This is a genomic window from Limnohabitans sp. TS-CS-82 (assembly GCF_002943475.1).
In genome coordinates this window covers 381,024-407,050 of the sequence record NZ_PTQX01000004.1, presented here as the reverse complement: position 1 = coordinate 407,050, position 26,027 = coordinate 381,024, and the positions used below count along the sequence as shown (strand labels likewise).

At 59.7% G+C, this 26,027-nt stretch carries 23 protein-coding genes; 12 read left to right on the top strand and 11 right to left on the bottom strand.

Annotation, left to right across the window (positions count from 1 at the left end):
• Window positions 1-5: 5 nt before the first annotated feature.
• Genes C5F52_RS11810 through C5F52_RS11790 form a run of 5 tightly spaced genes read right to left on the bottom strand, consistent with a single transcriptional unit; the run spans window position 6 to window position 6,080 of the window.
• The gene (locus tag C5F52_RS11810) at window positions 6-347 is read right to left on the bottom strand and encodes a rhodanese-like domain-containing protein (protein ID WP_104798535.1); all 342 of its coding nucleotides are present in this window, start codon (window positions 345-347) and stop codon (window positions 6-8) included.
• A 9-nt stretch (window positions 348-356) separates the two neighbouring features.
• Entirely contained in the window at window positions 357-1,013 is a 657-nt protein-coding gene (locus C5F52_RS11805; protein WP_104798534.1) for a protein-L-isoaspartate O-methyltransferase, read from the bottom strand.
• Between the two features lie 41 nt (window positions 1,014-1,054).
• A complete protein-coding gene (locus C5F52_RS11800) occupies window positions 1,055-4,258 on the bottom strand; it encodes an efflux RND transporter permease subunit (RefSeq protein ID WP_104798533.1) in 3,204 nt (1,067 codons plus the stop codon).
• Between the two features lie 8 nt (window positions 4,259-4,266).
• Entirely contained in the window at window positions 4,267-5,418 is a 1,152-nt protein-coding gene (locus C5F52_RS11795) for an efflux RND transporter periplasmic adaptor subunit (RefSeq protein WP_104798532.1), read from the bottom strand.
• Window positions 5,415-6,080 (bottom strand): TetR/AcrR family transcriptional regulator, encoded by a 666-nt coding sequence (locus C5F52_RS11790; RefSeq protein ID WP_104798531.1) that lies wholly within the window; start codon window positions 6,078-6,080, stop codon window positions 5,415-5,417. The genes C5F52_RS11795 and C5F52_RS11790 overlap by 4 nt, the downstream gene beginning before the upstream one ends.
• A gap of 90 nt (window positions 6,081-6,170) precedes the next feature.
• Between C5F52_RS11790 and msrA the strand changes: the two genes are divergently transcribed.
• The 3 genes from msrA to C5F52_RS11775 all read left to right on the top strand — a co-directional run bounded on the left by msrA (window position 6,171) and on the right by C5F52_RS11775 (window position 9,401).
• On the top strand, window positions 6,171-6,731 hold the full coding sequence (gene msrA / locus C5F52_RS11785) for a peptide-methionine (S)-S-oxide reductase MsrA (RefSeq protein WP_104798530.1): 561 nt from the start codon (window positions 6,171-6,173) through the stop codon (window positions 6,729-6,731).
• On the top strand, window positions 6,724-7,164 hold the full coding sequence (locus tag C5F52_RS11780; RefSeq protein WP_146100073.1) for a hypothetical protein: 441 nt from the start codon (window positions 6,724-6,726) through the stop codon (window positions 7,162-7,164). Before msrA ends, C5F52_RS11780 begins: the two co-directional genes overlap by 8 nt.
• Window positions 7,165-7,238: 74 nt before the next feature.
• Entirely contained in the window at window positions 7,239-9,401 is a 2,163-nt protein-coding gene (locus C5F52_RS11775) for a TonB-dependent receptor (RefSeq protein WP_104798528.1), read from the top strand.
• Between the two features lie 41 nt (window positions 9,402-9,442).
• Here the strand turns inward: C5F52_RS11775 and pdxH are convergent, their stop codons facing one another.
• The gene (gene pdxH, locus C5F52_RS11770; RefSeq protein ID WP_104798527.1) at window positions 9,443-10,099 is read right to left on the bottom strand and encodes a pyridoxamine 5'-phosphate oxidase; all 657 of its coding nucleotides are present in this window, start codon (window positions 10,097-10,099) and stop codon (window positions 9,443-9,445) included.
• Between the two features lie 142 nt (window positions 10,100-10,241).
• On the opposite strand from pdxH, the gene C5F52_RS11765 reads away from it, so the two are divergent.
• The 3 genes from C5F52_RS11765 (at window position 10,242) to C5F52_RS11755 (ending at window position 13,333) form a co-directional block, all read left to right on the top strand.
• Complete coding sequence (locus C5F52_RS11765; protein WP_104798526.1) at window positions 10,242-10,706, top strand: (2Fe-2S)-binding protein; 465 nt, start codon at window positions 10,242-10,244, stop codon at window positions 10,704-10,706.
• A 17-nt stretch (window positions 10,707-10,723) separates the two neighbouring features.
• Window positions 10,724-12,874 carry a xanthine dehydrogenase family protein molybdopterin-binding subunit gene (locus C5F52_RS11760; RefSeq protein WP_104798525.1) on the top strand — a complete coding sequence of 717 codons (2,151 nt, stop codon included), beginning with the start codon at window positions 10,724-10,726 and terminating at the stop codon, window positions 12,872-12,874.
• Window positions 12,875-13,015: 141 nt separating this feature from the next.
• Complete coding sequence (locus C5F52_RS11755; RefSeq protein ID WP_104798524.1) at window positions 13,016-13,333, top strand: high-potential iron-sulfur protein; 318 nt, start codon at window positions 13,016-13,018, stop codon at window positions 13,331-13,333.
• Between the two features lie 123 nt (window positions 13,334-13,456).
• Here C5F52_RS11755 and gloA read toward each other — a convergent pair whose 3' ends face one another.
• The 3 genes from gloA to C5F52_RS11740 are packed head-to-tail and all read right to left on the bottom strand — an operon-like array spanning window position 13,457 to window position 15,180.
• A complete protein-coding gene (gene gloA, locus C5F52_RS11750) occupies window positions 13,457-13,837 on the bottom strand; it encodes a lactoylglutathione lyase (RefSeq protein ID WP_104798523.1) in 381 nt (126 codons plus the stop codon).
• The gene (locus tag C5F52_RS11745) at window positions 13,834-14,379 is read right to left on the bottom strand and encodes a PaaI family thioesterase (protein ID WP_104798522.1); all 546 of its coding nucleotides are present in this window, start codon (window positions 14,377-14,379) and stop codon (window positions 13,834-13,836) included. Before C5F52_RS11745 ends, gloA begins: the two co-directional genes overlap by 4 nt.
• A gap of 27 nt (window positions 14,380-14,406) precedes the next feature.
• Window positions 14,407-15,180 carry an enoyl-CoA hydratase/isomerase family protein gene (locus C5F52_RS11740; protein ID WP_104798582.1) on the bottom strand — a complete coding sequence of 258 codons (774 nt, stop codon included), beginning with the start codon at window positions 15,178-15,180 and terminating at the stop codon, window positions 14,407-14,409.
• Window positions 15,181-15,245: 65 nt separating this feature from the next.
• On the opposite strand from C5F52_RS11740, the gene C5F52_RS11735 reads away from it, so the two are divergent.
• Window positions 15,246-16,202 carry a 2-hydroxyacid dehydrogenase gene (locus C5F52_RS11735; RefSeq protein WP_104798521.1) on the top strand — a complete coding sequence of 319 codons (957 nt, stop codon included), beginning with the start codon at window positions 15,246-15,248 and terminating at the stop codon, window positions 16,200-16,202.
• Window positions 16,203-16,342: 140 nt separating this feature from the next.
• Here the strand turns inward: C5F52_RS11735 and C5F52_RS11730 are convergent, their stop codons facing one another.
• Window positions 16,343-18,211, bottom strand: coding sequence for a DEAD/DEAH box helicase (locus C5F52_RS11730; protein WP_104798520.1), 1,869 nt, complete (start codon window positions 18,209-18,211; stop codon window positions 16,343-16,345).
• Window positions 18,212-18,511: 300 nt separating this feature from the next.
• On the opposite strand from C5F52_RS11730, the gene C5F52_RS11725 reads away from it, so the two are divergent.
• Together C5F52_RS11725 and ettA are read left to right on the top strand one after the other, a co-directional pair.
• On the top strand, window positions 18,512-19,516 hold the full coding sequence (locus C5F52_RS11725) for a tripartite tricarboxylate transporter substrate binding protein (RefSeq protein WP_104798519.1): 1,005 nt from the start codon (window positions 18,512-18,514) through the stop codon (window positions 19,514-19,516).
• A gap of 146 nt (window positions 19,517-19,662) precedes the next feature.
• Window positions 19,663-21,324: an energy-dependent translational throttle protein EttA gene (ettA, locus tag C5F52_RS11720; RefSeq protein WP_104798518.1), complete on the top strand. Its 1,662-nt coding sequence runs from the start codon at window positions 19,663-19,665 to the stop codon at window positions 21,322-21,324.
• A gap of 72 nt (window positions 21,325-21,396) precedes the next feature.
• Here ettA and C5F52_RS11715 read toward each other — a convergent pair whose 3' ends face one another.
• Window positions 21,397-22,401: a P1 family peptidase gene (locus C5F52_RS11715; protein ID WP_104798517.1), complete on the bottom strand. Its 1,005-nt coding sequence runs from the start codon at window positions 22,399-22,401 to the stop codon at window positions 21,397-21,399.
• 84 nt (window positions 22,402-22,485) lie between these two features.
• Here C5F52_RS11715 and C5F52_RS11710 point away from each other — a divergent pair, with 84 nt between their 5' ends.
• The 3 genes from C5F52_RS11710 to C5F52_RS11700 all read left to right on the top strand — a co-directional run bounded on the left by C5F52_RS11710 (window position 22,486) and on the right by C5F52_RS11700 (window position 26,025).
• Window positions 22,486-23,121, top strand: a complete 636-nt coding sequence (locus C5F52_RS11710) for a response regulator (RefSeq protein WP_104798516.1) — start codon at window positions 22,486-22,488, stop codon at window positions 23,119-23,121.
• A 111-nt stretch (window positions 23,122-23,232) separates the two neighbouring features.
• Window positions 23,233-24,927, top strand: coding sequence for a long-chain fatty acid--CoA ligase (locus tag C5F52_RS11705; RefSeq protein ID WP_104798515.1), 1,695 nt, complete (start codon window positions 23,233-23,235; stop codon window positions 24,925-24,927).
• Window positions 24,928-25,011: 84 nt separating this feature from the next.
• The gene (locus C5F52_RS11700; RefSeq protein WP_104798514.1) at window positions 25,012-26,025 is read left to right on the top strand and encodes an LLM class flavin-dependent oxidoreductase; all 1,014 of its coding nucleotides are present in this window, start codon (window positions 25,012-25,014) and stop codon (window positions 26,023-26,025) included.
• Window positions 26,026-26,027: the final 2 nt, after the last annotated feature.

Genomic DNA, 26,027 nt, shown 5'->3' with positions numbered 1-26,027 from the left:
GTCAATCAATACGTAGGCACGGTGGCATCCACCTGCGCCGACCAAGCGTCAATACCGCCCGCAATGTTGGCCACATGGGTAAAACCTTGTTGGGCCAAAAAAGCGGCCACTTGCATGCTGCGCGCACCGTGGTGGCACAGGCAAGCGATGGGGCGGTTGCGGTCGAGTTCATTCAGCCGAGCGGGGATGGTGTGCATCACCATCTTGACCAACTCAAACCCTTGCGGCGTCACGCAAGCGGTTTGAATCTCCCAAGGTTCGCGCACATCCAGCACGACGGTGGCGCCGTCGGCGGCGTGGGCGGTGATCCAGTCTGAGAGCTGGGCCGGTTGAATCTGATCGATCATGCCGAACTTTTAGAACTGGAAGCGGCTTGGCTCTGTAAAGCCTTGTAAACGTGGCGCCGTGGTGTCCCACAAGGCCTTGCTGTTCCATGCGGCATCGCCGGTGCGGGTGAACAAAGTGGCGCACATCACGGGGTCTTGGCCCACGATGGCCAACAGGCGGCCGCCGACTTTGAGTTGTTGCAACAAGGCTTGGGGCACTTCAGCCACGGAGCCGCCGAGCACGATGGCGTCGAAGGGGGCATCGCCCGCAGCGCCTTGGTTGCCGTTGGTCACGCGCACATCCACGTTGCTCACGCCTGCGCGTTGCAGGTTGTCGCGGGCACTGGCGGCCAAGTCAGCGTCGATCTCTAAGCCGATCACGCGTTGGGCACGGCCTGCGACCAAGGCGCACAAATAGCCACTGCCCACACCAATGGCCAACACTTTTTCAGTGCCAGTCAGTTCGAGGTCGTGCATCAAACGGGCGTCGACGCGGGGAGGCAACATGCTGTGGCCATTGGCCAACGGGATTTCGGTGTCGGTGTAGGCCAGGGCTTGGTAGGCCTGGGGCACAAACAATTCACGGGGCAGTTGCGACAACACGCTCAAAGCGGCTTTGTCGAGCACTTGCCAAGGGCGAATCTGTTGTTCGACCATGTTGAAGCGGGCTTGTTCTTGGGTATTCATCTCAAAACTCCAAAATCGGTAAGTGAAAGCTGGGCAAAATTTTAACGGGCTGTGCTGTCAGAGCCTGACGCCCATTTGCGCCGCAGCCATTGGGCCAAATCGTCTAAATAGCAATACACCACGGGCACGACCACCAAGGTCAGCAGCGAGGAGGTGATGACGCCGCCAATCACCGCCTGGCCCATGGGCGCGCGTTGTTCAGAGCCCTCAGACAGGGCGAATGCCAGTGGCACCATGCCAAAAATCATGGCGAGGGTGGTCATCAAAATCGGGCGCAAACGCACTTCGGCGGCCAGCAGCAGGGCTTCGTTGCGGCCCAGTCCGGGCTTGAGCGTGCCGTCGGCTTGCAATTGGGGCTCACGGGCGCGGATGGCAAAGTCGACCAACAAAATCGCGTTTTTGGTGACCAAGCCCATCAGCATCACCATGCCGATGACCGAGAACATGGACAAGCTGGAGCCAAACATCAACAAGGCCAACACCACGCCAATGAGCGTCAGGGGCAGGGCGGTCATCAGCGCCAAGGGTTGCAAGAAGCTCTTGAACTGGCTGGCCAAGATCATGTAGATGAACACAATCGCCAGAACCAAGGCAGAGATGGCATAGCCAAACGATTCGGCCATGTTTTTGGTGGAGCCGCCAAATTGGTAGCGATAGCCCGGCGGCAACTGGATGCCATCCATGATTTTGCGAATATCGGCCGAGACTTCGCCCGCCGAGCGGTTGTACACGTTGGCGTTGATGGCCACTTCGCGCATCAGGTCGCGGCGGTTGATTTGGTTGGAGCCTGTGCCTTCCACCACTTGGGCAAATTGGTTCAGGCGCACCACACGCGGGCTGCCATCGGCTTGCGTGCCGATGGTGAAGGGCAGGCGTGCCATGTCTTGCAAGGTGTTGCGGGCGTTGGGGTTCAAGCGCACATTCACGTCGTAGGTTTGGTCGTCGGCGGCACGCCAGTTGGTCACGGTTTGACCGGCGACCAAGGTGCGCAGTTGGTTGCCCACGGCGCCCAGCGACAGGCCAAAGTCGTTGGCGGCTTCACGTTGAATTTGCACATCGACCGTGGGTTTGTTGGGCTTGATGCTGGAGTCCAAGTCCACCAAGCCGGGGATGGTGCGTACTTTGCCCATCACTTGCGTGGTCAAGCGTTCGAGTTCTTGCAAGTCGGGGCCTTGCAAAGAAAATTCCACTTGCTTGTTGCCGCCCACCGAGTCGAGCAAGCCCGCGTGGGTGACGGTGATGCCGGGCACGTCCAGCAGGCGCTGGCGCAGTGCGGCAGACATTTGATCGACGTTGCGTTGGCGGTCTTTGCGGTCGACCAAGCGCACATAAATGTTGGCGTAAATTTTGCCGTTGGCTGTGCCTGTGTTGATGGTGGACAGCGTGTAGCGCACTTCAGGGAACTCACGGATGATCGCTTCGACTTGCTGCGCCTTGGCCTCGGTCACTTCCAGCGATGAACCCACCGGCGTGTAGAAGTTGACGGAGGTTTCGGAGAAGTCGGCCTTGGGCACAAACTCGGTGCCTAGCAGCGGCACCATGAAAATGCTCGTCACAAATGTGGCCACAGCCAGCGCCACGGTGGCGCGTTTGTGATGCAGCGACCAGCGCAAGATGTGTTGGTACAGCGCGACCAATCGGTCGGTGCTGCGTTCAAACCAAGCGGTGACAGGGCCAATCGTGCGGTCATAAAACGCATTCGATGTGCCGTGCTCGCCGTGGGCGTGAATGGTGGGGTCGTGCCAGATGGACGACAGCATGGGGTCGAGTGTGAAGCTGACGAACATCGAAATCAGCACCGCCGCCACGATGGTCAAACCAAACTCGTGGAAGAACTTGCCGATGATGCCGCCCATGAAACCAATCGGCAAAAACACCGCCACGATGGACAAGGTGGTGGCCAGCACCGCCAAGCCAATTTCTTGCGTGCCGTCCATCGAGGCTTGGTAGGGCGTTTTGCCCATTTGCACGTGGCGCACGATGTTCTCGCGCACCACGATGGCATCGTCAATCAACAAGCCCACGCACAGCGACAAGGCCATGAGCGTGATCATGTTGATGGTGAAGCCAAACATGTACATGAACAAAAACGTGCCGATGATGGCGATGGGCAGTGTGAGGCCCGTGATGACCGTGGAGCGCCATGAGTTCAAGAACAAGAACACGATCAACACCGTCAACACAGCGCCTTCAATCAGGGTTTGACGCACGTTGGCCACACCCACGCGGATGGGGCGTGAGCCGTCTTGCACTTGTTCCAAGCGCACGCCCGCAGGCAGTTGCGGGGTCAACTCGGCAATCGTTTTGTTCAGGCCATCGATGACTTCGATGGTGTTTTCGTCTTGCGACTTTTGCACCGTCATCAACAAGGTGCGTTGGCCGTTGTAGAGCGCCAAACTCTCCACCTCTTGCGCCCCATCGTTGACGGTGGCGACTTGGCTCAGGCGAATGGGTGTGGTGCCTTTGCGCGCCACGATGATTTGCCCAAATTGCTCAGGGCGCAACAGGCGGCCTTGGATTTGAATCACGCGGTCTTGTTGCAACGAGCGCAAGCTGCCCACGGGTAAGTCTTGGGTTTCGGTTTTGACCGCGTTCACCACTTGATCGGCGCTGATGCCCAAGGCTTCCATCGCCTGCGGGTTCAGGTACAGGTTGATCTCGCGCTTGGTGCCACCCACCAACGACACCGAGCCCACACCACGCACGTTCTCTAAGCGTTTTTTGAGCACTTGGTCGGCCCAGTTTGTCAACTCGACCGCTTGCAGCGCTTTGGCTTTGTCACCCGAATCTGAGGCGTGGGTGGCGGCTTCAGGCACAACTGCCAGCGACCAGATGGCGCGACTCGACGGGTCAAAGCGCAGCACCTTGGGCTCTTTCACATCGCTGCGCAAGGTCGGGCGCAAGGCGGCCACTTTTTCGCGCACATCTTCTGCACCTTTGCGGCCATCGATCTGCAGTTGAAACTCAACCACTACCACCGACATGCCTTCGTAGCTGCGTGAGGTGAGGGCGTTGATGCCCGCAATGGCGTTGACGCCTTCTTCGATTTTCTTGCTGACTTCGCTCTCAACAATCTCAGGCGATGCCCCGGGGTACTCGGTGGTGATCACCACCACCGGAAAGTCGATGTTGGGAAACTGATCGATCTTGAGCCGCTGGTAAGAAAACAAACCCAGCACCACAAAGGCGAGCATCACCATGGTCGCGAAGACCGGGTTTTTAAGGCTGACTTTGGTGAACCACATGCTGCGCTTTAGTTGGTTTTAGGGCTGGTGTAAGTCACCGCCAAACCTTGGCGCAAGGCCCCGACTTGACCTTTGATCACGGTTCTGCCGGCATCAAGTCCGGTCACGCCGACCCATGGTTCTGACTCGGGCTGCGCCAAGTCGGTGCCGGTCACGCCGACCACCACGGTTTTGTGGGCCACTTGAAAGGTGTCGCCCACTTTTTCAACCACCTGCACATAGGGCTGTGCGCGGTCGCTGCGTACGGCCGACAGGGGCACCGCCATCACTTGGCTCTTGCCCAAACCCAATGTGCCTTTGGCAAACAAGCCGTGGCGCAGGCCTTGCGGTTGGTCAAGGCGCAGGTACACCATCACACTGCGGCTGCCCGCTTGCGCGCTGGGGCTGATGCGCTGCACCTTGGCCTTCACGTAGGTGGGGCGGTCTTCGAGTTGGAGCGTGGCCACTTGGCCCACGCGCACGTCGATCGAATCGCTGGGGCTGAGTGGCGCTTCGACTTCGAGTTGGCGCAAGTCCACCAGTTCCAAAATCTTGGCATCAATGCTGACGCGCTCGCCCAGTTGTGCCGCGCGCAGGGCGATCACGCCTGAAAACGGGGCCACCAAAGTCGCATCGTCCAACGATTTGCGAGCCACATCGGCGCCTGCGATGGCTGCTTTGTGGCTGGCTAAGGCGCCTTGGTAGCTGGCGAGTGAGTTGTCGGAGGCAATTTTAGAAATGAAGCCTTGCGCGACCAAGGCTTTGTTGATGTCCCATTGGCGTTGGGCAATCTCCATTTGCGCTTTGGCGGCGAGGGCTTGTTCTTGGGCTTGTTGCCAGCGGCGTTGGTACTCGGTGGGGTCGATGCGTGCCAACACTTGGCCTGCTGTCACCGCGTCGCCTTCGCGCACAGTGATGTCCTTGATTTCCCCGGCCACACGCGCTTTGATGACCGCATAGTTCAGTGCTTTGACCGTGCCTGAAATGGCAAGGCCTTGGGTGATGTCGCGCACGCTGGCCGTCAACACGTCGCTGTTGGCCAACTCAATGTGGGTTTGCACCACCGCAGGGGCGGCGGCGGCTTCTTTTTGGGCGCGTTTGGAAGCCAAGGCCCGCCAAATGCCTGCAATCAAGGCCAGCACGATGACCGCGATGATGAGCCAACGGGTTTTGTTTTTCATGGGGTACTCCGAGTGAGCATGCCGTTGAGCAGCATGTCGACTTGCATTTGGATGAATTCTTGGGGATCAATGATGTTGGCCGAGGCGGCGCACGCACCCATGGAGTGTTTCCACATCATCAAAAAAATCATGGGCGCGATGAGGGTGTAGACCACTTTGTCGGTGTCCATCGCCCGAAACTCGCCGCTCTCGACACCGCGCTGCAAGATGCGTTGCAGCAGCTTGGTGCCTGGCACCACCACGTCGGCTTGGTAAAACGCCGCGACTTCAGGGAAATTTTGTGCTTCGCTCATGACGAGCTTGGCGATGCCGCTGGCCGCCGTGTTGCCCACGCGCTCCCACCAGACGCGCATGGCGTACTTGACCATGTCGGTGCTGCTGCCCTCAAAGGTGTCGAGCTCTTCGTTCCAGGCGGGGAAAAGGCTGCCAATGTTTTCGCGGATCACCGCCTTGAACAGGTCTTCTTTGCTCTGAAAGTACAAAAACAGCGTGCCCTTGGACACACCAGCTCGCGCCGCGACCTCTTCAGATCGGGTGGCGGTGAAGCCTTTTTCGACAAACAGGGCCAAGGCCGCATCTAGCAATTCGCGTGGACGCGCTTCTTTGCGACGCTCGCGTTTGGGCGTCGGTTCAAGGCTGGGGAGGGTGGTTTCTGTGGACACGGCGGCTAATGACTGATGGGTTAGTAATGTAGCCGATCATGCTGGCTGCCTCGGTCTGTTGTGTCACACAGCCCCCCTAGAATCGCGTCCATGACACAGCCCTCTCACGTCGCCTCCCCCTCTGCCCGCGTCATCACCTTGGGCGGAGGCTGCTTTTGGTGCACCGAAGCCGTGTTTGTGCGGGTGCAAGGGGTGTTGGATGTGGAGTCTGGCTATTGCAACGGCCATGTATTGAACCCCACCTACCCTCAAGTGTGTGAGGGCAACACGGGACACAACGAGGTGGTGCGTTTGGTGTACGACCCGTCCCGCATCGGTCTGCGTGAGTTGCTGGAAATCTTCTTTGTCATCCACGACCCCACCACCTTGAACCGCCAAGGCAACGACGCTGGCACGCAGTACCGCAGCGGCATTTACCTCAGCGATGAAGCAGACCGTGCGGTGGCGCAGCAGGTGTTGGACGAGGTTAACGCCAGTTTGGGTGGGCACGTGGTGACCGAGTTGCAAAGCTTGAGCAACTATTCAGCGGCCGAGGCGTATCACCAAGACTATTTTGAAAACCACCCCGATCAAGGCTATTGCGCGTATGTGGTGGCGCCCAAAGTGCAGAAGTTTTTGAAGACCTTCGCAGATCGGGTGAAGCGTGACTGATCGCCTGCACGGTTCAGCCTCACGCGGAGGTGCGTTTGCGCAGTCCCGCGCGTGGCGGGCCTCGGCTCTGGGCATGGCCGTGAATTGGGGCGTGTGGGTGCTGGCGCTGGCATTGCTGTGGGGGCAAACCTTGGGGCAGTTGCACCGCGTGGTGCATGCCCAGCAGACGGTGCATGCGGCTTCTGTGTCGGTGGTGGCGGAGGCTGCTGCGGCCACGGGCATTGACTCGGTGTGGCAAGGCCTGTGGGGTGAGCATGCCAGTTTGGCCGATTGCCAGTTGTTTGACCAAGCGTGCCCCGATGCCTTGCAGCATGCGGTGTGGACGGTGCCGGTGCTGCCTTTGCCCGCGCTTGGGTTCACCGCGCCTTTGTATGCGCGCTTGGCGCTGTTTGAACGTTTCTTTGCGGCCCGAGCGCCGCCTGTGTTGCGCTGATTTGACGTCTTCTTGGCGCACGGGAACGTGTTCTGTGCGCTGTCATTTCTGGGTTCTGAGAGCGCCATATTTCCATGTCTTTTCTTTTCAAACACCACGCCACGGCGGCGGCAGTCGCCACTTTTTTATTCAGCCCAGTGGGGGACGCAAGCGCGCAAGCGCTGCTGAATGTCCCAGCACCGGCCAATGCCGCTGCATCGGCATCACCCACGGCACTGAATGAAGTCACCATCACCGCTCGTCCCGAGTCGGCGGGCGCGTTGTCAGTGCCCGCCCAACAGCTGTCAGGTGCCGCGCTGACGCAACGCCAAGGCAGCACCTTGGGGGACACCCTAGACAGCTTGCCCGGCGTGGCCAACAGTTCGTTTGGGCCCAATGTGGGGCGCCCTGTCATTCGTGGTTTGGACGGCGACCGCGTTCAAATTTTGCAAAACGGTGGCGCCAACATGGATGTGTCGGGCCTGAGCTTTGACCATGCCGTGCCGCTGGACCCGTTGACCACCGAGCGCATTGAGCTGTTGCGCGGCCCCGCCACCTTGCTCTACGGCAGCAGCGGCTTGGGTGGCGTGGTGAACGTGATCGACAACCGCATTGCCCGCGAACCTGCGTTTGACGCACAAGGCGGCGCCATGGGCAAGGCCGAGCTGCGAGCGGGTGGTGCGGCGCGTGAGCGCAGCACGGGCGCGATGGTCGAGGCGGGCAACGACCGCTTCGCCTTGCATGTGGACGCCTTTGACCGCCACACCGGCAACCTGCGCGTTCCCCAAACGATGGACTGCAGCTTGAACGGCGTGACTACCCGCCAAACGCGGGTCTGCAACTCGGCCAGCCACACGCAAGGCAATGGCGTGGGGGCCACCTTGCTGTTGGACCGTGGCTACCTGGGTTTGTCGACCAGCGAATACCGCAGCAGCTACGGCACCGTGGCCGAGCCCGATGTGACCATTGGCATGCAGCGCCGTCACACGGTGATGGAAGGCGAGTGGCGCGAAGGCGGCGATCTGCTGCAAGCGCTCAAGTTTCAGTGGGGCCACACCCAATATACCCACACCGAATACCCAGGCGCGCAAGTGGGCACCCGTTTTGACAACGCGGGCAACGACGTGCGTGTCGAAGCGCGTCAGCAAGCCAAGGCCTTGGGCCACGGTTTGCAATTGGACGGGGTGGTGGGTTTGCAGCGCGAGGGCAACCGCTTGACGGCCCAAGGCACCGAGGCGTTTGTGCCGTCTAGCCGCACGCAAAGCACGGCCTTGTTCACCTTGCAAACCTTGAAAACGGCGTGGGGTCAAGTGAGTGCCGCGGCGCGTGCTGAAGGCGTCACGGTGGCGTCGCTTGACCACACGGACCCAACGCGGTTTCCTGCGGAAGAAAAGCGTTTCAACCCGCACAGCGTGGCGCTGGGTGTGTTGCGCAACTTTCGCCAAGGCGAGGCGCAAAACGGCTGGCAACTCACCAGCAACCTAGGCTGGAGCCAACGCGCGCCCAAAGATTACGAGCTGTTTGCCAACGGCCCACACGCAGCCACGGGAACGTTTGAGCAAGGCGAGCGCCGCAGCACTCTTGAAAAAGCCACCCAGCTCGACGTGGGCGGCGCTTGGAAAGCGGGGCCCCACGCCTTTGGGGTGACGGGCTTTGTGTCGCGCTTCGCCAATTATTTGTCGCTGCAGCCCACGGGCGAGTTCAAAGACGCCAGCGGCACCGTGGTCAGCGCGTCCACACCAGACCGCTTGCCGGTGTACCAGTTCGAAGGCGTGCAAGCCCGTTTTGTGGGCGTAGAGTCGACCGCCAAGTTGCGCATGGTGGGCGGTCAACAAGCCCTGTGGACACCCAATGCCTCGCACGGCAACCTAGATTTGGAGCTGCGCGCCGATGCGGTGCGTGCCGATGACTTGAGCTACCACCGCCCCTTGCCACGCATCGCCCCCATGCGCTTAGGCGCGGATTGGGTGTGGCGCCAAGCGGCTTGGGGCGCACGTTTGGGTGTGCTTTATGCGGGCGCACAAAACCGCGTGCCCAACGCCGGTGACGTCACCACCGCCAGCTACACCTTGCTGAATGCGGGGGTGAATTACCACACGCACACGGGTGCCACGCATTGGATGATGTTTGTCAAGCTCGACAACTTGACCAACCAGCTGGCTTATTCCGCCACCTCTGTGCTGACCCAAACCATGGGCGCCAATGCGCCGCCATTGGCGGGGCGCAGCTTGAAGCTGGGTTTACAGGCCAGTTTTTAAGGGCGCCAAGGCTGGCCGCTCAAGGCGCCAAAGCTTGCCGCTCAGGGTGCCAAGCGCTCGCGAACCCACGCTGTCGCCGATTTGGCTGGCACTGCGCTAGCGCTGCGGTAGCGCAAACGGTCGTGCAAGCGGCTTTTGCGGCCCTGCCAAAACTCCCATTGCTCGGGCACCAGTCGGTAGCCACCCCAGTGAGGTGGGCGCGGCGGGTTGAGCAAAAACTGCGCGCCATATTTGGCCGCGTTGCTGACCAAGGTCATGCGCCCGTCAATCACTTGGCTTTGTGGGCTGGCCCATGCGCCAATGCGTGAGTCGAGCGGGCGGCTGTGGAAATAGGCGTCGCTTTCTGCGTCGCTCACTTTTTCGACACGGCCTTCGATGCGCACCACACGCTCTAGTTCGACCCAATGAAACTGCAAGGCAGCAAACGGGTTGCCCGCCAGTTGCTGTCCCTTGCGGCTGTCGTAGTTGGTGAACCACACAATGCCGCGCGCGTCGTAACCCTTGATCAGCACCACGCGTGTGCTGGGCCGCAAGTCGCTGCCCACGGTGGCCAAGGTCATGGCGTTGGGCTCGGGCACTTCGGCGCTGATGGCTTCTTTCAGCCAGTGCTCAAACTGCTGCATGGGGTCAGCCGCTGAGGCCGACTCGTTGAGTTCCGCGCGTTCGTAACTTTTGCGAAGGTTGGCAATGTCGTTCATAAGTAATCGCACTAGGAGCGCTGTTTCAAGGTGAGAAAGATTGAGCTTTGAGAGACTGAATCGAGGGTAAGCCTGATTTTGAACGCATCTGAGGCCACTATGCTTGCGCCGTTCTGGAACTTTTTAAAAACAGGAGACCTCGATGAGCGTTGACTTCTCAATCAACGGCAAAGCCGCCAAGGCCAATGCCGACACAGACACCCCGCTGTTGTGGGTGATTCGCGATGAACTGGGCCTGACCGGCACCAAATTTGGCTGCGGTGCAGCTTTGTGCGGCGCCTGCACCGTGCACGTCGACGGCCAGCCTGTGCGCTCGTGCCAAACCCCGCTTTCCACCGTGTCTGGCAAAAAAGTCGCCACCGTTGAAAGCCTCTCCAAAGACAACACCCACCCCCTGCAAGTGGCGTGGATCAAGCACGACGTGCCCCAGTGCGGCTATTGCCAATCGGGCCAGTTGATGAGCGCAGCAGCGTTGCTCGCCAAAAACAAGAACCCCAGCGACGCTGACATTGATCAAGCCATGAGTGGCAACCTGTGCCGCTGCGGCACCTATACCCGTGTGCGCGCTGCCGTCAAAGATGCTGCCGCCATGATGCGCAAAGCTTGAACGGACGGAGAACCACCATGACACAGACACACACCTCGCGTCGTTCCTTCCTCAAAGCCTCTGCAGCCGTCTCTGGCGGCTTGATGCTCGGCTTTAACCTGCCCGGCACCCAAGGCGAAGCCATGGCCGCTGGCACGGTCTACACCCCTAATGCGTGGGTGCACATTGCCGACAACAACGTCATCACCTTGCTCTCGGCCCGTTCCGAAATGGGCCAAGGCGTATACACCTCCATGCCCATGTTGATCGCTGAAGAGCTCAACGTGGACATCAAACAAATCAAAGTCGTGGCGGCTCCGCCTGCTGCGGTGTACGTGAACGCTTTGCTGGGCGCGCAAATTACCGGTGGTTCGACCTCGGTGCGCGATGGCTGGGAAAAGCTGCGCATCGCAGGCGCCCAAGTGCGTGAAATGCTGCTGACTGCCGCAGCCGCCCGTTGGGGCGTCGACAAAGACTTGCTCAAGGCCGACAAAGGCGTGGTCACGGGCCCCAAAGGCCTCAAAGCTACTTACGGCGACTTGGCCGAGTCGGCAGCCAGAATGCCGGTGCCCGAGAAGCCCCCACTCAAGTCGCCCAAAGATTTCAAAATCGTGGGCAAGCGCACCAAGCGCGTGGACACGGCTGTCAAAGTCAACGGCACGGCCGAGTTCGGCATTGACGTGAAGTTGCCCGGCATGGTCTACGCCTCGCTGGCGCAGTGCCCTGTGATTGGCGGTACCGTCAAGAGCTTTGACGGTTCGAAAGCCAAAGCCTCTGCGGGCGTGATTGATGTGGTGCAAATCAGCGACGGTGTGGCCGTGGTGGCCAACAGCTGGTGGCAAGCCAAAAAAGCCCGCGACTTGCTCAGCATTCAGTGGGACGAAGGCGCAGGCGCTGCCTTGAGCGACGCCAGCGTGATCGACGGCACCCGCCAAGCTTTGAAAACCGGCAAAGTGCTCGAAATCACCAAGCCGCAAGGCGATGTGGCTGCCGCCCTCAAAGGTGCTGCCAAGGTGATCGAAGCCGAGTACGTCATTCCCATGCAAGCGCACGCGCCGCTGGAGCCCATGAACTTCACGGCCCATGTGCAAGGCAACAAAGCCTTGCTGATTGGCCCAACGCAGTTCCAACAAGGTGCGCAAGGTGCGGTGGCCGGTGCTTTGGGCCTCAAGCCCGAAGACGTGACACTGCAAACCACCTTCTTGGGTGGTGGTTTTGGCCGTCGTTTGGAGCTGGACTTCATCGTGCAAGCCGCCCAAATCTCTAAAGCGGTCAACAAACCCGTCAAGCTGCTCTGGACGCGTGAAGACGACATGACGCACGACTTCTACCGTCCCGTGGGCGTGAACCAGCTCAAAGCCGGTTTGGACGCTTCGGGCAAGCCTGTGGCGATGCATTTCAAAGTGGCGTCGCAGTCGGTCACCCAACGCGCCTTTGGTTTGCCCAAAGACACGCTGGACCCATTCATGGCCGAAGCCGCTGTGACGGGCTACAACATCGCCAACACCCAACACGATTTGGTGATTCACGACACCGGCGTGCGCGTGGGTTACTGGCGTGCGGTGAGCCACAACATGAACGCCTTCGCCAACGAAAGCTTCATCGACGAGCTGGCCAAAGCCGCAGGCAAAGACCCCTACGACTACCGCATGAGTTTGTTGGCAGGCAAGCCTCGTTTTGCCAATGTGCTCAAACTGGCAGCTGATAAAGCGGGCTGGGGCAAGCCCTTGGCCAAAGGCCATGCCTTGGGCATTGCGCTGATGGAAGGCTATGACACGTACATGGCCCAAGTGGCCGAGGTGAGCTTGGATGTCAACGGCGAAGTGCAGGTGCACCGCGTGTCCGTGGCGGCCGATTTGGGCCACATGGTCAACCCCGATACGGTGGAAGCGCAAATTCAGTCCAGCATCATCTTTGGCATGGGCGCGGCGCTGAAGCACCAAATCACCATGACCGCGGGCCGCGTGCAAGAGACCAACTATCACAACTTCCAACCCGTGCGCATGCATGAGGCACCGAAGATTGACATCGTGTTGGTCCAAAGCACCGAGAAGCCAGGTGGCATTGGCGAACCCGCCACGGCGGTGGTGGCGCCTGCCATTGCCAACGCGGTGGCCAAGCTGACAGGCAAACGCGTGCGTCGCCTGCCCATCACGGCGCAAGTGTTGAAAGACACCGCGCAAGCTTAAGTTTGCTCCGCCTGAGTGGCGGACAGCCTTGAGCGCTGCGGGCCCATTGATGTGAATCAGTGGGCCTTTTTTCAGTGTCGTTAAGATATCGCCTGTCAGTATCTTCTGACCCAAATTTTTAACTTTCCCAAAGGGCCATCCATGAACAAACCTACCAACCGTCGCGTCTTCATGATGCAAACCATCTCTGTGGCTGGCGTGGCTGCTTTGGCAACCACGGCTGCGCAAGCGCAAGCCATGGTGGCCGAGTCTGATCCACAAGCCGCTGCTTTGGCTTACAAAGCCGACGCGACCAAAGTCGACAAAGCCAAACAACCCAAATACGCCGCGGGTCAAATTTGTTCTAACTGTGCTTTGTTTCAAGGTAAGGCCGATGCGGCTGCCGGTGGTTGCCCTCTGTTTGCGGGCAAGCAAGTGGCTGGCAAAGGCTGGTGCTCGGCTTACGCCAAGAAGGGCTAAGTCCTTTTTGCAAAAAGGCCCTTGCCAACTGGCGGGGCTTGAAACGGTTGGACCGATGTCCAGCAAAAAGGGAGCCCTTGCGCTCCCTTTTTTGTGTGCGTTAAGGGGGTGTTGTCACACCGATCAGCGTTGGATCAGCTCGATCTTGTAGCCGTCTGGGTCTTGCACAAAGGCGATCATGGTGGCGCCGCCTTTGACGGGGCCTGGCGCGCGGGTGATGGTGCCGCCCGCTTGTTCGATCTGTGCGCAAGTGGCCACCACGTCAGGCACGCCAATGGCGATGTGGCCGTAGGCCGTGCCTAAGTCGTAGCTGCTGACGCCATAGTTGTAGGTCAACTCGATCTCGGCGTGGTCGGGGTTGGTGCCGTAGCCGACGAAGGCGAGGTCATAGTTTTGCTCGGGCCTGTGGGTTTTGCGCAGCAGTTGCATGCCCATGGCTTGGGTGTAGAAGTCGATGGATTTTTGCAAATCGCCGACGCGCAGCATGGTGTGAAGCAGTCTCATGGCTTGGGTTGTCCTGGTAGATCAAAAACGAAACATGTGGTGGTGGCATGCGCGTACAGCGTGCCGTCGGGTCCTACCAAGCGGGCTTGCGCCGAAGCCAGTTGTCGCCCGCAATGGATGATCTCGCCAATGGCGCGCACCCGCTGCACTTTGGGCGTGATGGCTTTGAGCATTTTGACGCTCAAATCGGTGGTGGTGTAGGCACGACCTTGCGGCAGCTTGGTGTGCACAGCACAGCCTAGCGCCGAGTCGAGCAAGGTGGCGAACCAGCCGCCATGCACACTGCCCATGGGGTTGAGGTGGGCGTCGCTGGGCGCGCCTTGAAACACCACATGGCCTTCACGGGCTTCGACCAAGATGAAGTCGAGCGTGCGACCAATGGGTGAGGGCGGCAACTCGCCGTTGAGCATGCCTTGCAACAGCTGTAAACCGGTGCGTGGCTGCACGTCGCTGAATGGCGTGATGCCCACGGGCAGCAAGCGTGCGCGAACGGCCGCTTCTTCGGCTAGCCACGTGGCGAGGGTGTCTTGGGGTGAGGTCATGGGCACTTTCGGTCGTAGGTGGGTAGGTCAACGGCCCGTGAACTGCGGGGCGCGTCGTTCAGCAAAGGCGGCGCGGCCTTCGGCAAAGTCAGCACTGTGCACGGATTGGCGTGAACGTTCTTTCAGGACTGGCTCGCAATATAGCCCTGCACCGATCTCGTTGAGGCTCTTTTTGGTGGCTTGCAGTGCCAAAGGCGACATGGATGTCAGCGTGTCGGTGAGGGTTTGGAGCGCTGTTTCAAAGTCTGCGGCAGGCACCAAGGCTTCAAACAGATCGAGCTTGGCCAAGTCTTCAAAACGCAGCGACTGGCCCAGCAAGAACGCCCGTTTGCTGGCATTGAGGCCGAAGCGGCTGACATAACGGCGCAGGCCGCTGGGGTAGTAATGCAAGCCCAAAGCGCAGGCGGGCATGCGCCAATGCAAGTTTGCTTGGGCCACGGTGAAATCGCAGGCCAGCACCACGTCGGTGGCGCCGCCATAGACGCTGCCGTTCAAGGCGCAGACGGTGACGGGGCGCAAGCGTTCGAGGGCTTCAGGGATCTTTTCAAAAAACAGCGGAGCCATCGGGTCGTTGTTGAAGCCGCCGACGTGGTAGCCCGCGCTGAACACGGGGCTCTTTTGGCCATGGGTGTCCGCCCGCAGCACCACCGCGTGCACAGCGGGGTTGGTGTTGATGGCTTCAAAGTGGGCGAGCAGGGTGTTTAGGTCGTCGTCGTTGAGGCTGTTGCGCAAGCTGGGGCGGCGCAAGGTGAGGGTAGCCAAGGAGCCGTGAATGTCGAGTGTGGGGGTGCCTTCAATCATGTGCAGGATGTTAGCCAATGACGAGGTAGAGTTGGTGCATTGAAACACTTGGCGGGAGGCGCACCATGACCCAACACCTGATGAAAGTCTCGAACTTGCCTGTGTTCTTGACGAACGCCTTGCAGCAAGAGGACTACATCGTGCACGACCACGCCCACATCATCGATCCTGAAGCGTTGAGCAAAGTCACGGCGCTGGTGGGCACGGGCAGCGAATCCAAGGTGGACAAAAAGCTGCTCAGCATGTTGCCCAACGTCAAGCTCATTGCCTTGTGCGGCGTGGGTTATGACGGCATCGAGATGGACGCCATCCAAGAACGCGGCATCGTGGTGACGCACACCCCCGGCACCATGACCGCCGATGTGGCCGACCTCGCTTTAGGCCTGATGCTGGCGGTGGGCCGACGCATCCCACAGGCCGACCATTTTTTGCGCAACGGCGACTGGGCGATGGAGCCGTTTGCCATGACCCGCCGCGTGTCAGGCAAGCGGGTGGGCATTTTGGGTTTGGGCCGAATCGGCCGTGCCATTGCCAAGCGTGCTGAGGCGTTTGACATGACCGTGGCCTATTGCGGCCGCGCCCCTAAGGCCGATGTGTCGTACGCCTTTCATGCCGATGTGGCGTCCTTGGCTGACGCCGTTGATTTTTTGGTGGTGGCCACACCCGGCGGCGCTGCAACCAAACACTTGGTCAATGCCGCGGTGCTTCAAAAATTGGGCCCCAAAGGCTTTTTGATCAACATCGCACGCGCTTCGGTGGTCGACCAAGCGGCGTTGGTGCAAGCCTTGAAAGACAAAACCATCGCAGGCGCGGGCTTGGATGTGTTTTGGGATGAGCCCCGTGTGCCTGCCGAATTGCGCAGCTTGCCCCAAGTGGTGCTTACCCCCCATATTGGCAGCCACACCGAAGAAACGCGCCGCGACATGGCCGATTTGACGATGGCAAACCTGCGAGCGTTTTATGCCCAAGACGTGTTGCCGACGCCCGTGCCTGAATGCCGAGGTGATGCGGCGTCTGCATGATTTGATGTGTTTCGCCCATGAAAAAACCCGCTGAGGCAAGCGCCTCAGCGGGTTTTTTGTGGACCGGCCTTGATCAGGCCAGTTCTGGGTGCACGCCATGGCGTGGCAGTGCAGGGTGAAGTCTAGGGTTGAGCGTTGGCTCAGCGACCGTAGCCACCACTACCGCCGCCAAATCCACCACCGGAACGGCCGCCGCCGCCACCTGAGCGACCACCACCACCGCCGCCACCGCCAGGACGGCGGCCATAGCCACCACCGCCGCCGCGTTTGCGTTCGGTCATCAGATCGACGCTGGTGCGTGTGGGGTCAGGCTGGCGCTGACCGCCGCCTTGTGTTTTGTGGCCAAAGGCGTTCACGCCGCTTTGGGTGCCCAAGTGCGCGTTGGCGCGAGGCTGGAATTCGTCGTCATCACGACGTGGGGCGCGGGGCGCATCGAAATCACGCGGTGGGCGTGGTGCGTCGTTGCGGGGGCCGCGGTTGTCGAACTGGCGAGGCGCGCGTTGGCCTTGGCCCTGACCATTGCCAGGCTGACGGTTGCCATCACGCGCTGGGCGTTCGCCACTGCGTGCAGGACGGTCACCCAACTGGGCGCGTTCGCCATCGCGTGCGGGGCGATCGCTCACGCGGTCACGGCTCACATGGCCGCTGGGGCGTGGGGCACGCCCTTCGGCGTTGCCGCCTTGGCCACCGCGACCACCACCTGCATTGCGACCGCCGCCTGCGGCTTTGGTGTCGCGAATGCGTTGCATCATTTCACCGCGTGCCGCTTTGGCCGCAGCAGCCATCACGTCACGGCCTGGGGGCTTGCCCAAACCACCCCACAGGGTTTGACGGCCCATGGCGATGGGTTCGGCTTTTTCATCAGGTTCAGGGCCAAAGCCTTCGACGTTCACCACAGGCACTTGCTGTTTGGTGAAGTGTTCGATGTCTTTCATGAAGCCTTCTTCATCCAACGACACCAAGCTCACGGCTTCGCCGCTGGAGCCTGCGCGACCGGTGCGGCCAATGCGGTGCACATAGTCTTCGCTGATGTTGGGGATTTCGTAGTTCACGACGTGTGGCAACTCGTCAATGTCAATGCCGCGTGCCGCAATGTCGGTGGCGACCAAGGCGCGGATGTCACCGCTCTTGAAGCCAGCCAAGGCTTGGGTACGGGCGGTTTGGCTCTTGTTGCCGTGCAGCGCCATGGCGCTGATGCCGTTCTTGGTCAAGAACTCGGCCACGTTGTTGGCGCCAAACTTGGTGCGGGTGAACACCAGCACTTGGCTCCAGTTGTGCTCGTTGATGATGTGTGCGAGCAAGGCCTTTTTCTTGCCACGGCCCACAGGGTGCACCACTTGCGTGATGCGTTGCACCGTGGTGTTGCTGGGCGTGACTTGGATGCTTTGTGGGTTCTTGAGCAAGTTGCCAGCCAGTTCGCGAATCTCGTCGCTGAAGGTGGCAGAGAACAACAAGCTTTGTTTGTCTTTGGGCACCAAGGCCAAGATTTTCTTGACGTCGTGGATGAAGCCCATGTCCAACATGCGGTCGGCTTCGTCGAGCACCAAGATTTCCACAGTGGACAAATCGAGCAAGCCTTGCTGTTGCAAGTCGAGCAAGCGGCCGGGGGTGGCCACCAAGATGTCCACGCCTTTTTTGATGCGAGCCACTTGCGGGTTCATTCCCACGCCGCCAAAGATGACGGTGGAGGTGAGTTGCAGGTATTTGCCGTAGTTGCGCACCGACTCTTCCACTTGGGCCGCGAGTTCGCGGGTGGGGGTCAGCACCAAGGCGCGCACGCCGTAGACGCCAAATTTGTTTTCGGTGCTGCGGCTCATGGTGAGCTTGTGCAGCATCGGCAGGGTGAACGCCGCTGTTTTGCCGGTGCCGGTTTGGGCGCCTGCTAACAAGTCGTGGCCCGCCAAGACGGCCGGAATGGCTTGGGCTTGAATGGGGGTTGGGGTGTCGTAGCCTTGCTCAAGCACGGCTTTCAGGATGGCCGGGGCCAGATTCAATTCTTCAAAGTTCATTTGGATAGAGCGCCATGTCCGGCGCAGTTATCGACTCATTCAACTGCGGTTGGCAGTTACCAGTGTTGGCCGATAAGTTTTAAGGTGGGCATGGAAACCGCAGGCGCTTGTTTTGAGCGTTGCCTAGGTCAGGCCCCAGCAGAAGTGCTGATGTTGCGGCTACTGGAGGCTGCAACGTTGTAATTGTGGCACAAGAGATGGCGTAAAGCTTTGGCATGGGTTCAAACCCCAATTAAAAGCGGCTTCATGTGCCCCTAGACTGCGAGCTCAAAGCAGTTTTGCACCACATTGGGAGACACCATGTCGATTGATTTAAAGAAACACCGCCGTCCTTTTTTGACTGCTTCTCTTGCCGTTGTCGCCAGCATAGCCAGCCTCACCTTAACTTCCGCTTGGGCTCAAGTGCCTGCTTGGCCCGCCAAACCTATCAAGATCGTGGTGGCATTTCCGCCTGGTGGATTGACGGACGCCTATGCCCGCAACTACGGCGAGTACCTGTCAACCAAGCTGGGCGTGCCGGTGGTCATCGAAAATAAACCGGGTGCGGGAGCCATCATTGGCATTGACGCCGTGGCCAAGTCACCCGCCGACGGCTACACCTTTGTCATGAGCACCTCCGGCACATTTTGGCAAAACCGCATCTTGTATTCCAAGCTGCCCTACAACCTAGACAAAGACTTGACCCCTGTGACCGTGTTCCCGTCTGGTCCTTTGGTGGTGGGTATTCACGACAAAATCCCTGCTAAGAATATGACCGAATTCGTGGCGTGGGCCAAAAAGAACCCCACTTCCATGGGCACTTATGCACCTGGTTCTTACCCGCACATGTTGGCCGACCAGACCAACCGCCAGCATGCCACCAGCATCCAGTCGGTGCACTACAAAGGGGAGGCCGCCATGTGGTTGGACGTGGCCTCGGGGCAGTCGCAAGTTGCCGTGGGCAGTTTTCAGGCCTTCAACGCCATGGCTGCGCGAGGCGTGCGTGCCATCGGCGTGACTGGCAGCTACCGGTCGCCCAAACTGCCCGATGTGCCTACCTTGACCGAGCAAGGCAATACCGAAAAACTGGTAACGCTGGAAGGCGGTTTGCCCTTGGTCGCTCCAGCGGGCACGCCCGAAGCCGTGCTCAAACGGATGGCCGATGAGGCAGTGGCTTGGGCCAATACCGAACGCGCCGCCAAACTGCGCGAAACCTTCGCCATTCCCAATAAGCCTAAAAATCTCGCTGACACCCGCAAAGACTGGGAGGGCGAAGTGCCAGTTTGGATCAAGCTAGCCGTGGACTTGGGCCTCAAACTCGATTGAGATTTGCGTTCTTCGGGCCTCTGCCTTGATAAGCTGGGATAATGGAAGGCTACACAGACTCAGCCAGCCCAGAGCGGCTTGGTTGACGTCTTGAACTGGCACCCGCAGGGTGGCCCGTTTCAGCTCATTTTCATTCAGGGTTACAGATGGCTCAATACGTATTTTCGATGAACCGCGTCGGCAAGATCGTGCCGCCTAAGCGTCAGATTCTCAAAGACATTTCTTTGTCTTTCTTCCCCGGGGCCAAGATTGGCGTGCTGGGTACCAACGGTTCGGGCAAGTCCACCTTGCTCAAAATCATGGCCGGTATTGACACCGAGATCGAAGGCGAAGCCATTCCAATGGCTGGTCTGAAGATCGGATATTTGCCGCAAGAACCTCAACTCGACCCTGAGCACACCGTGCGCGAAGCCGTGGAGAGCGGCATGGGCGACATCAAGGCTGCACAAGCGCGCCTTGAAGAGGTGTACGCCGCCTACGCCGAAGAAGATGCCGACTTTGACGCCTTGGCCGCCGAACAAGCCCAGCTCGAAGCCATCATTTCGACCTCAGGCGACGCCTCGGACCACCAACTCGAAATCGCCGCTGACGCGCTGCGCCTGCCCGCGTGGGACGCCATCATTGGCAAGCTGTCCGGTGGTGAAAAACGCCGTGTGGCCTTGTGCCGCTTGTTGCTGTCCAAGCCCGACATGCTGTTGCTTGACGAACCGACCAACCACTTGGACGCTGAATCGGTGGACTGGTTGGAACAGTTCTTGGCCCGCTTCTCAGGCACCGTGGTGGCGATTACCCATGATCGTTATTTCTTGGACAACGCCGCCGAGTGGATTTTGGAACTCGACCGTGGCCACGGCATTCCCTACAAAGGCAACTACTCCACTTGGTTGGAGCAAAAAGAAGCCCGTTTGGCCACCGAGCAGCGCACCGAAGACGCACGCTCCAAGGCCATGAAGAAAGAATTGGAGTGGGCCCGTTCCAACCCCAAAGGCCGTCAAGCCAAGAGCAAGGCCCGTTTGGCCCGCTTTGAAGAGTTGTCTGATCACGAATACCAAAAGCGCAACGAAACCCAGGAAATTTTCATTCCTGTGGCCGAGCGTTTGGGCCACGAAGTGTTCGAGTTCAAGAACGTCAGCAAGTCGTTTGGCGACCGCGTGTTGATCGACAACCTGAGCTTCCAAGTGCCTGCGGGCGCCATCGTCGGCATCATTGGCCCCAACGGTGCTGGTAAGTCAACCTTGTTCAAGCTGATTGCTGGCAAAGAGCAGCCAGACAGTGGCGAAGTCAAGATTGGTCAAACCGTCAAGATGGCCTTTGTGGACCAGTCGCGCGACGACCTGAACGATGACAAAACCGTGTGGGAAGACATCTCCGGTGGTTTGGACATCATGAACGTCGGCAAGTTCCAAATGCCAAGCCGTGCGTATTGCGGCCGCTTCAACTTCAACGGTGGCGACCAGCAAAAGAAAGTCGGCATGTTGTCCGGCGGTGAGCGCGGTCGTTTGCACTTGGCCAAGACTTTGATCGAAGGCGGCAACGTGTTGCTGCTGGACGAGCCATCGAACGATTTGGACGTGGAAACCTTGCGTGCGTTGGAAGACGCGCTGTTGGAGTTCGCCGGCTCTGTGATGGTGATCAGCCATGACCGCTGGTTCTTGGACCGCATTGCCACCCACATCTTGGCCGCTGAAGGCGACAGCCAGTGGGTGTTCTTTGACGGCAACTACCAAGAGTACGAAGCCGACAAGAAGAAGCGTTTGGGCGAAGAGGGCGCCAAGCCCAAGCGCGTGCGCTTTAAGGCGTTGAAGTAATTTTCATCTGCTTCGCCAAAGGCGCAGTTCTGAAGGCCCAGTTCGAAAGGACTGGGCCTTTTTTCATGCTCATCATGGTTGGATGGCGGGCCACCAGTGGTTGCCGAATCGCAATTCTTGGGCGGCTTGAACGGCGTTGACCACCGCCATCGCGGTGACTTCGGCGGCCAAGGTGCTCAAAAGCATCATGTCTGCCGTTTGGCCGCTGGTGCCTGTGCCCAATGCAAACAAGGTGTCGCCATCCATGGGCGTGTGCACGGGGTAAATGGTGCGGGCCAAGCCGTCGTGGGCCACTTGGGCCAAACGGTGGGCTTGAGGCTTGGTGAGCACGGCATCGGTTGCGATCACGCCGATGGTGGTGTTGCTGCCCGCTGTGGGGCTGGGTGTCACATGGCCTGTGAGTTGGGCTTGTCGAATGTCGAGTAGTTCGCGTCGGTCTGGTGCGATGCGCGCGCCCGCCAAGAGTTGGCCTGTGCGGGGATCCATCACATCGCCCAAGGCATTGCAAACAATCAAGGCCGCCACGGTGATGCCGTTGACAGTGAGTGAGGCGCTGCCCACACCGCCTTTCATGGCGCAGTGCGAGCCGTTCAGCTTGCCAACGGTGGCACCGGCACCTGCGCCCACATTGCCCTGTGGCACGGGCGCGTTGTTGGCTGCAAGGCAGGCTTGGTAGCCAGCGTCTGCATCAGGGCGCACACGGTTGCCTCGCTTGAAGGCGGCACTCTCAAAGTCATCGACCCACAGGTCAAACACCACGGCGGCAGGCACGATGGGCACGCGCACGGGGCCGACGGGCAATCCGTGGCCCTGTTCTTCGAGCCAACGCATCACGCCAGAGGCCGCATCGAGCCCAAAAGCGCTGCCGCCGCTTAAAACCAGAGCGTGTATGTGCTGCACGGTGTTGCTTGGGTGCAACAGATCAGTTTCTCGTGTGCCGGGCGCCGCGCCGCGTACATCGACACCTGCAACGCTTCCAAATGGCGTGAGTACGACTGTGCAGCCCGTGGGGCGGCGCTTGTCAGTATGGTGTCCGACCGTGATGCCTTGAACTGCTGTAAGTGAGTTGTTGTTCATGATTTGTTAAGTATTCATTGATGAGTCTTTAAATCGACTAAAATAATACGAAATGTGTAAAAACGCTCAATTTAGGAGTTTTCTATGAGTCTGACAACTAACAAAGAAGCCTACGACGGCTATTGCGGCACCAGTTACGCCGCCAAGGTGCTGGGCATCTCGGTGGGCACTGTACAGGGCTTGGTCGAAAAGAACGACCTCAAGGCTTGGAAAACCCAAGGCGGCCATCGCCGTATTTCTTTGCAATCGATCCAAGATTACCAGCGCCGTCACAACTTGGCACCCGCTTCTTTGATGCTCAGCGAAGACCGCTTGCGCGTTTTGGTGGTGGAAGACGATGACGAAACCCGCATCATGTTGCAGGCCAACTTTGACAAATGGGGTTTGCCACTCGACGCCGTGATGTACTCATCCGCCATGGAAGCCTTGTTGGACATGCCCAGCTTGCAACCCCAAGTGTTGTTGACCGACTTGCGCATGCCCAACGTCGATGGTTTTCAGTTTTTGAAAACGCTCAGCGAGCACGCCTTGTTCAGCAACTTGGCCGTGGTGGTCATCACGGGCATGAGCGCGGACGAAGTCAAAGCCAAAGGCGGTTTGCCTGATGGCGTGCAAATGTTGCAAAAGCCAGTCGATATGGATTGGTTGCGCGGTTTCTTTGACGCCTTGATGTCTGTGCGTCAAATTAACCGTCGCGCGCGCACCCAAGCCACCGCTTAACGGGATGGCGCCTGAGAGGCGCGTTGAACTGACGCCCAAGTGACCCCGAAAGCGTGGTTCTAGGGCCTTCCCCGATGTGCTCGGCTGGGCTCTCGCGCTACCCTAGCGCGCATGAAACCACACCATCGTTTTTGGCCCGCTCGCGTGCCGCATGCCATCACTCTGCCTGATACCTCGCTGTGGGATAACTTAGAAACCAGCGCACGCCGGTTTCCTCGCAAAACGGCGCTGATCTTTTTAGGCACGCGCATTTCTTATGCCGAGTTAAAAGCCAAGGCCGAGGCCGTCGCTGCGCATTTGCAAAGCTTGGGCGTGCAAAAGGGCGACCGCGTGGTGCTCAACATGCAAAACTGCCCGCAGTTGGTGATCGCGCACTTTGCGATCTTGCGTGCCAACGCCGTGGTGGTGCCGGTCAATCCGATGAACCGTGCCGAAGAGCTCAAGCACTACATCACCGACCCCGATGCCAAAGTGGCCATCACCACCGCCGATCTGGCGGCTGAGTTGGCCAGTGCCAGCAACCAATTGCCCGCAGGCGAGGGCTTGGCCCATTTGCTGATTACCCATTTCACCGATGCGTTTGACGCGCAAGTCACGGGCGACAACGCGCCACCCACGAGTTGGCACGATTGGTTGTTCACTCAGCATGTGTTGCCCGAATTGAAGGGCGGGCAAACCCACCGTTGGCCAGATGCCTTGGCCAGCACGTCGCCTTTGGGCCCGTTGACGGTGGGCCCAGAAGACTTGGCGGTGCTGCCCTACACCAGCGGCACCACGGGCTTGCCCAAGGGCTGCATGCACCCGCATCGCACGCTCATGCACAACGCCATGGCGTCTGCCATTTGGGGCAACGGCACTCATGAGAACGTGGGCTTGCTGGTGGTGCCCATGTTCCACATCACGGGCATGACCAGCGTCATGCACTCGGGCATTTACTTGGGGGCCACCTTGGTGTTGATGCCGCGTTGGGACCGCGAATTGGCCGGCCGTTTGATCTCGCTGTGGCGCGTCACGCATTGGACCAACATTCCCACCATGGTGATCGATTTGTTGGGCAGCCCCAACTTCGACAAGTTCGACCTCAAAGGCTTGGTGCACATTGGCGGCGGCGGTGCGGCCATGCCGCAAGCGGTGGCGCAGCGTTTGTTTGAGTTGTATGGCCTGCGTTACAGCGAAGGCTACGGCTTGACCGAAACCGCCGCACCCTCGCACAACAACCCACCCGATGCCCCCAAACAGCAGTGCTTGGGCATTCCGTTCCTCAGCACCGACGCCCGCATCGTCGATCCCGAAACCTTGCAAGAAATGCCGCAAGGCGAGTCCGGCGAAATCGTCATTCACGGCCCTGAAGTGTTCAACGGCTATTGGAAGCGCCCCGATGCCACTGCCGCCGCGTTCTTTGAGCTGGAGGGCAAACGCTTTTTCCGTTCTGGCGACTTGGGGCGCGTGGACGAAGACGGTTACTTCTTCATCACCGACCGCTTGAAACGCATGATCAACGCTTCGGGCTTCAAAGTCTGGCCCGCTGAGGTGGAAGCGTTGATGTTCAAGCACCCCGCCATTCAAGAGGCTTGCATCATCTCGTCGCGCGACAGCTACCGCGGTGAAACCGTCAAAGCGGTGGTGGTGCTGCGTGCCAGCCACAAAGGCGTGGTGGTCGAGCAAGACATCATCGACTGGTGCCGCCAAAACATGGCCGTCTACAAAGCGCCCACGCAGGTGCAGTTTGTGGATGTGCTGCCCAAGAGCGGCAGCGGCAAGGTCATGTGGCGGTTGCTGCAAGAAGCGGAAAGCCCAAAGGCGTGAGTCGGGGCTGAACAGCCTTGTGCCTTGTGGTCGTGAACGCTTGTGTGACAACCGAGGCCGGCATCTGAAGGTAAGCTCTCGCCCGTGCTCAAACTATCTGTTCTCGATCAATCCGTCGCTGCGTCTGGCCGAAGCCAAGATGCCAGCATCCGACAAACCTTGGCGCTCGCCAGTCAATGCGAGGCTTGGGGCTACCACCGTTTTTGGGTGAGCGAGCACCACAGCCACCCCAGCATCGTGGGCTCTGCGCCCGAGGTGTTGATGGCTGCCATTGCCGCACGCACCACCCGCATTCGACTGGGCAGTGCAGGCGTCATGCTGCCGCATTACGCCCCGCTCAAAGTGGCCGAACAATTTCGCGTGCTGGACGCGCTGGCGCCGGGTCGCATCGACCTCGGCGTGGGCCGTGCCCCAGGTAGCGATGGCCGCACCGCGCAATTGCTCAACTCGGACCGTCATGCGTCTGAGAACTTTCCACAGCAAGTGATGGAACTGCAAGCGTGGGTCACGGGCGAGCCCTTGCCTGCAGGCCACCCCGGGCACGGCGTGTTTGCCTATCCCAGTGGCCCCACCTCACCCGATGTGTGGATGTTGGGCAGCTCAGACTACGGCGCACAACTCGCAGCCCACTTAGGCTTGCCCTATGCCTTTGCTTACTTCATCACCGACGGGCAGGGCGCAGACCACGCCTTGAATTTGTACCGCGCCAACTTCCGTGCCACCGAAACCAACCCCAAACCGCGCGCTACCGTGTGTGTCTGGGCCTTGGCGGCAGACACCGAAGACGAAGCGTGGCGTTTGTTCCAAAGCCGCGCTCGCTGGAAGCTGGACCGCAACACGGGTCGCATTGGCGCGCTGTTGCCGCCCGATCAAGCCGTGCGCGACTACACCCCGTCTGAGCATGTGGCGTTTGCCGAAATGCGTGCCAATGCTTTGGTGGGCAGCGCACCGCAAGTTGCCGACAAACTGCGCCGTTTGGCTGCGCGTCTGCAGGTGGACGAAGTGGTCATCATCACTTGGACGCATGAGCCTGCGGCGCAAGCTCGCTCGTATGAGTTGCTGGCGCGAGAGTTCGCGTTAACAGCCGCACAGGCATGAGC

What these genes read in the sequence shown, in the direction of transcription:
- C5F52_RS11810 (WP_104798535.1), bottom strand. Translation starts at nt 347, where the DNA reads ATGATCGATCAGATTCAACCGGCCCAGCTCTCAGACTGGATCACCGCC.
- C5F52_RS11805 (WP_104798534.1), bottom strand. Translation starts at nt 1,013, where the DNA reads ATGAATACCCAAGAACAAGCCCGCTTCAACATGGTCGAACAACAGATT.
- C5F52_RS11800 (WP_104798533.1), bottom strand. Translation starts at nt 4,258, where the DNA reads ATGTGGTTCACCAAAGTCAGCCTTAAAAACCCGGTCTTCGCGACCATG.
- C5F52_RS11795 (WP_104798532.1), bottom strand. Translation starts at nt 5,418, where the DNA reads ATGAAAAACAAAACCCGTTGGCTCATCATCGCGGTCATCGTGCTGGCC.
- msrA (WP_104798530.1), top strand. Translation starts at nt 6,171, where the DNA reads ATGACACAGCCCTCTCACGTCGCCTCCCCCTCTGCCCGCGTCATCACC.
- C5F52_RS11775 (WP_104798528.1), top strand. Translation starts at nt 7,239, where the DNA reads ATGTCTTTTCTTTTCAAACACCACGCCACGGCGGCGGCAGTCGCCACT.
- pdxH (WP_104798527.1), bottom strand. Translation starts at nt 10,099, where the DNA reads ATGAACGACATTGCCAACCTTCGCAAAAGTTACGAACGCGCGGAACTC.
- C5F52_RS11765 (WP_104798526.1), top strand. Translation starts at nt 10,242, where the DNA reads ATGAGCGTTGACTTCTCAATCAACGGCAAAGCCGCCAAGGCCAATGCC.
- C5F52_RS11760 (WP_104798525.1), top strand. Translation starts at nt 10,724, where the DNA reads ATGACACAGACACACACCTCGCGTCGTTCCTTCCTCAAAGCCTCTGCA.
- C5F52_RS11755 (WP_104798524.1), top strand. Translation starts at nt 13,016, where the DNA reads ATGAACAAACCTACCAACCGTCGCGTCTTCATGATGCAAACCATCTCT.
- gloA (WP_104798523.1), bottom strand. Translation starts at nt 13,837, where the DNA reads ATGAGACTGCTTCACACCATGCTGCGCGTCGGCGATTTGCAAAAATCC.
- C5F52_RS11745 (WP_104798522.1), bottom strand. Translation starts at nt 14,379, where the DNA reads ATGACCTCACCCCAAGACACCCTCGCCACGTGGCTAGCCGAAGAAGCG.
- C5F52_RS11740 (WP_104798582.1), bottom strand. Translation starts at nt 15,180, where the DNA reads ATGATTGAAGGCACCCCCACACTCGACATTCACGGCTCCTTGGCTACC.
- C5F52_RS11735 (WP_104798521.1), top strand. Translation starts at nt 15,246, where the DNA reads ATGACCCAACACCTGATGAAAGTCTCGAACTTGCCTGTGTTCTTGACG.
- C5F52_RS11730 (WP_104798520.1), bottom strand. Translation starts at nt 18,211, where the DNA reads ATGAACTTTGAAGAATTGAATCTGGCCCCGGCCATCCTGAAAGCCGTG.
- C5F52_RS11725 (WP_104798519.1), top strand. Translation starts at nt 18,512, where the DNA reads ATGTCGATTGATTTAAAGAAACACCGCCGTCCTTTTTTGACTGCTTCT.
- ettA (WP_104798518.1), top strand. Translation starts at nt 19,663, where the DNA reads ATGGCTCAATACGTATTTTCGATGAACCGCGTCGGCAAGATCGTGCCG.
- C5F52_RS11715 (WP_104798517.1), bottom strand. Translation starts at nt 22,401, where the DNA reads ATGAACAACAACTCACTTACAGCAGTTCAAGGCATCACGGTCGGACAC.
- C5F52_RS11710 (WP_104798516.1), top strand. Translation starts at nt 22,486, where the DNA reads ATGAGTCTGACAACTAACAAAGAAGCCTACGACGGCTATTGCGGCACC.
- C5F52_RS11705 (WP_104798515.1), top strand. Translation starts at nt 23,233, where the DNA reads ATGAAACCACACCATCGTTTTTGGCCCGCTCGCGTGCCGCATGCCATC.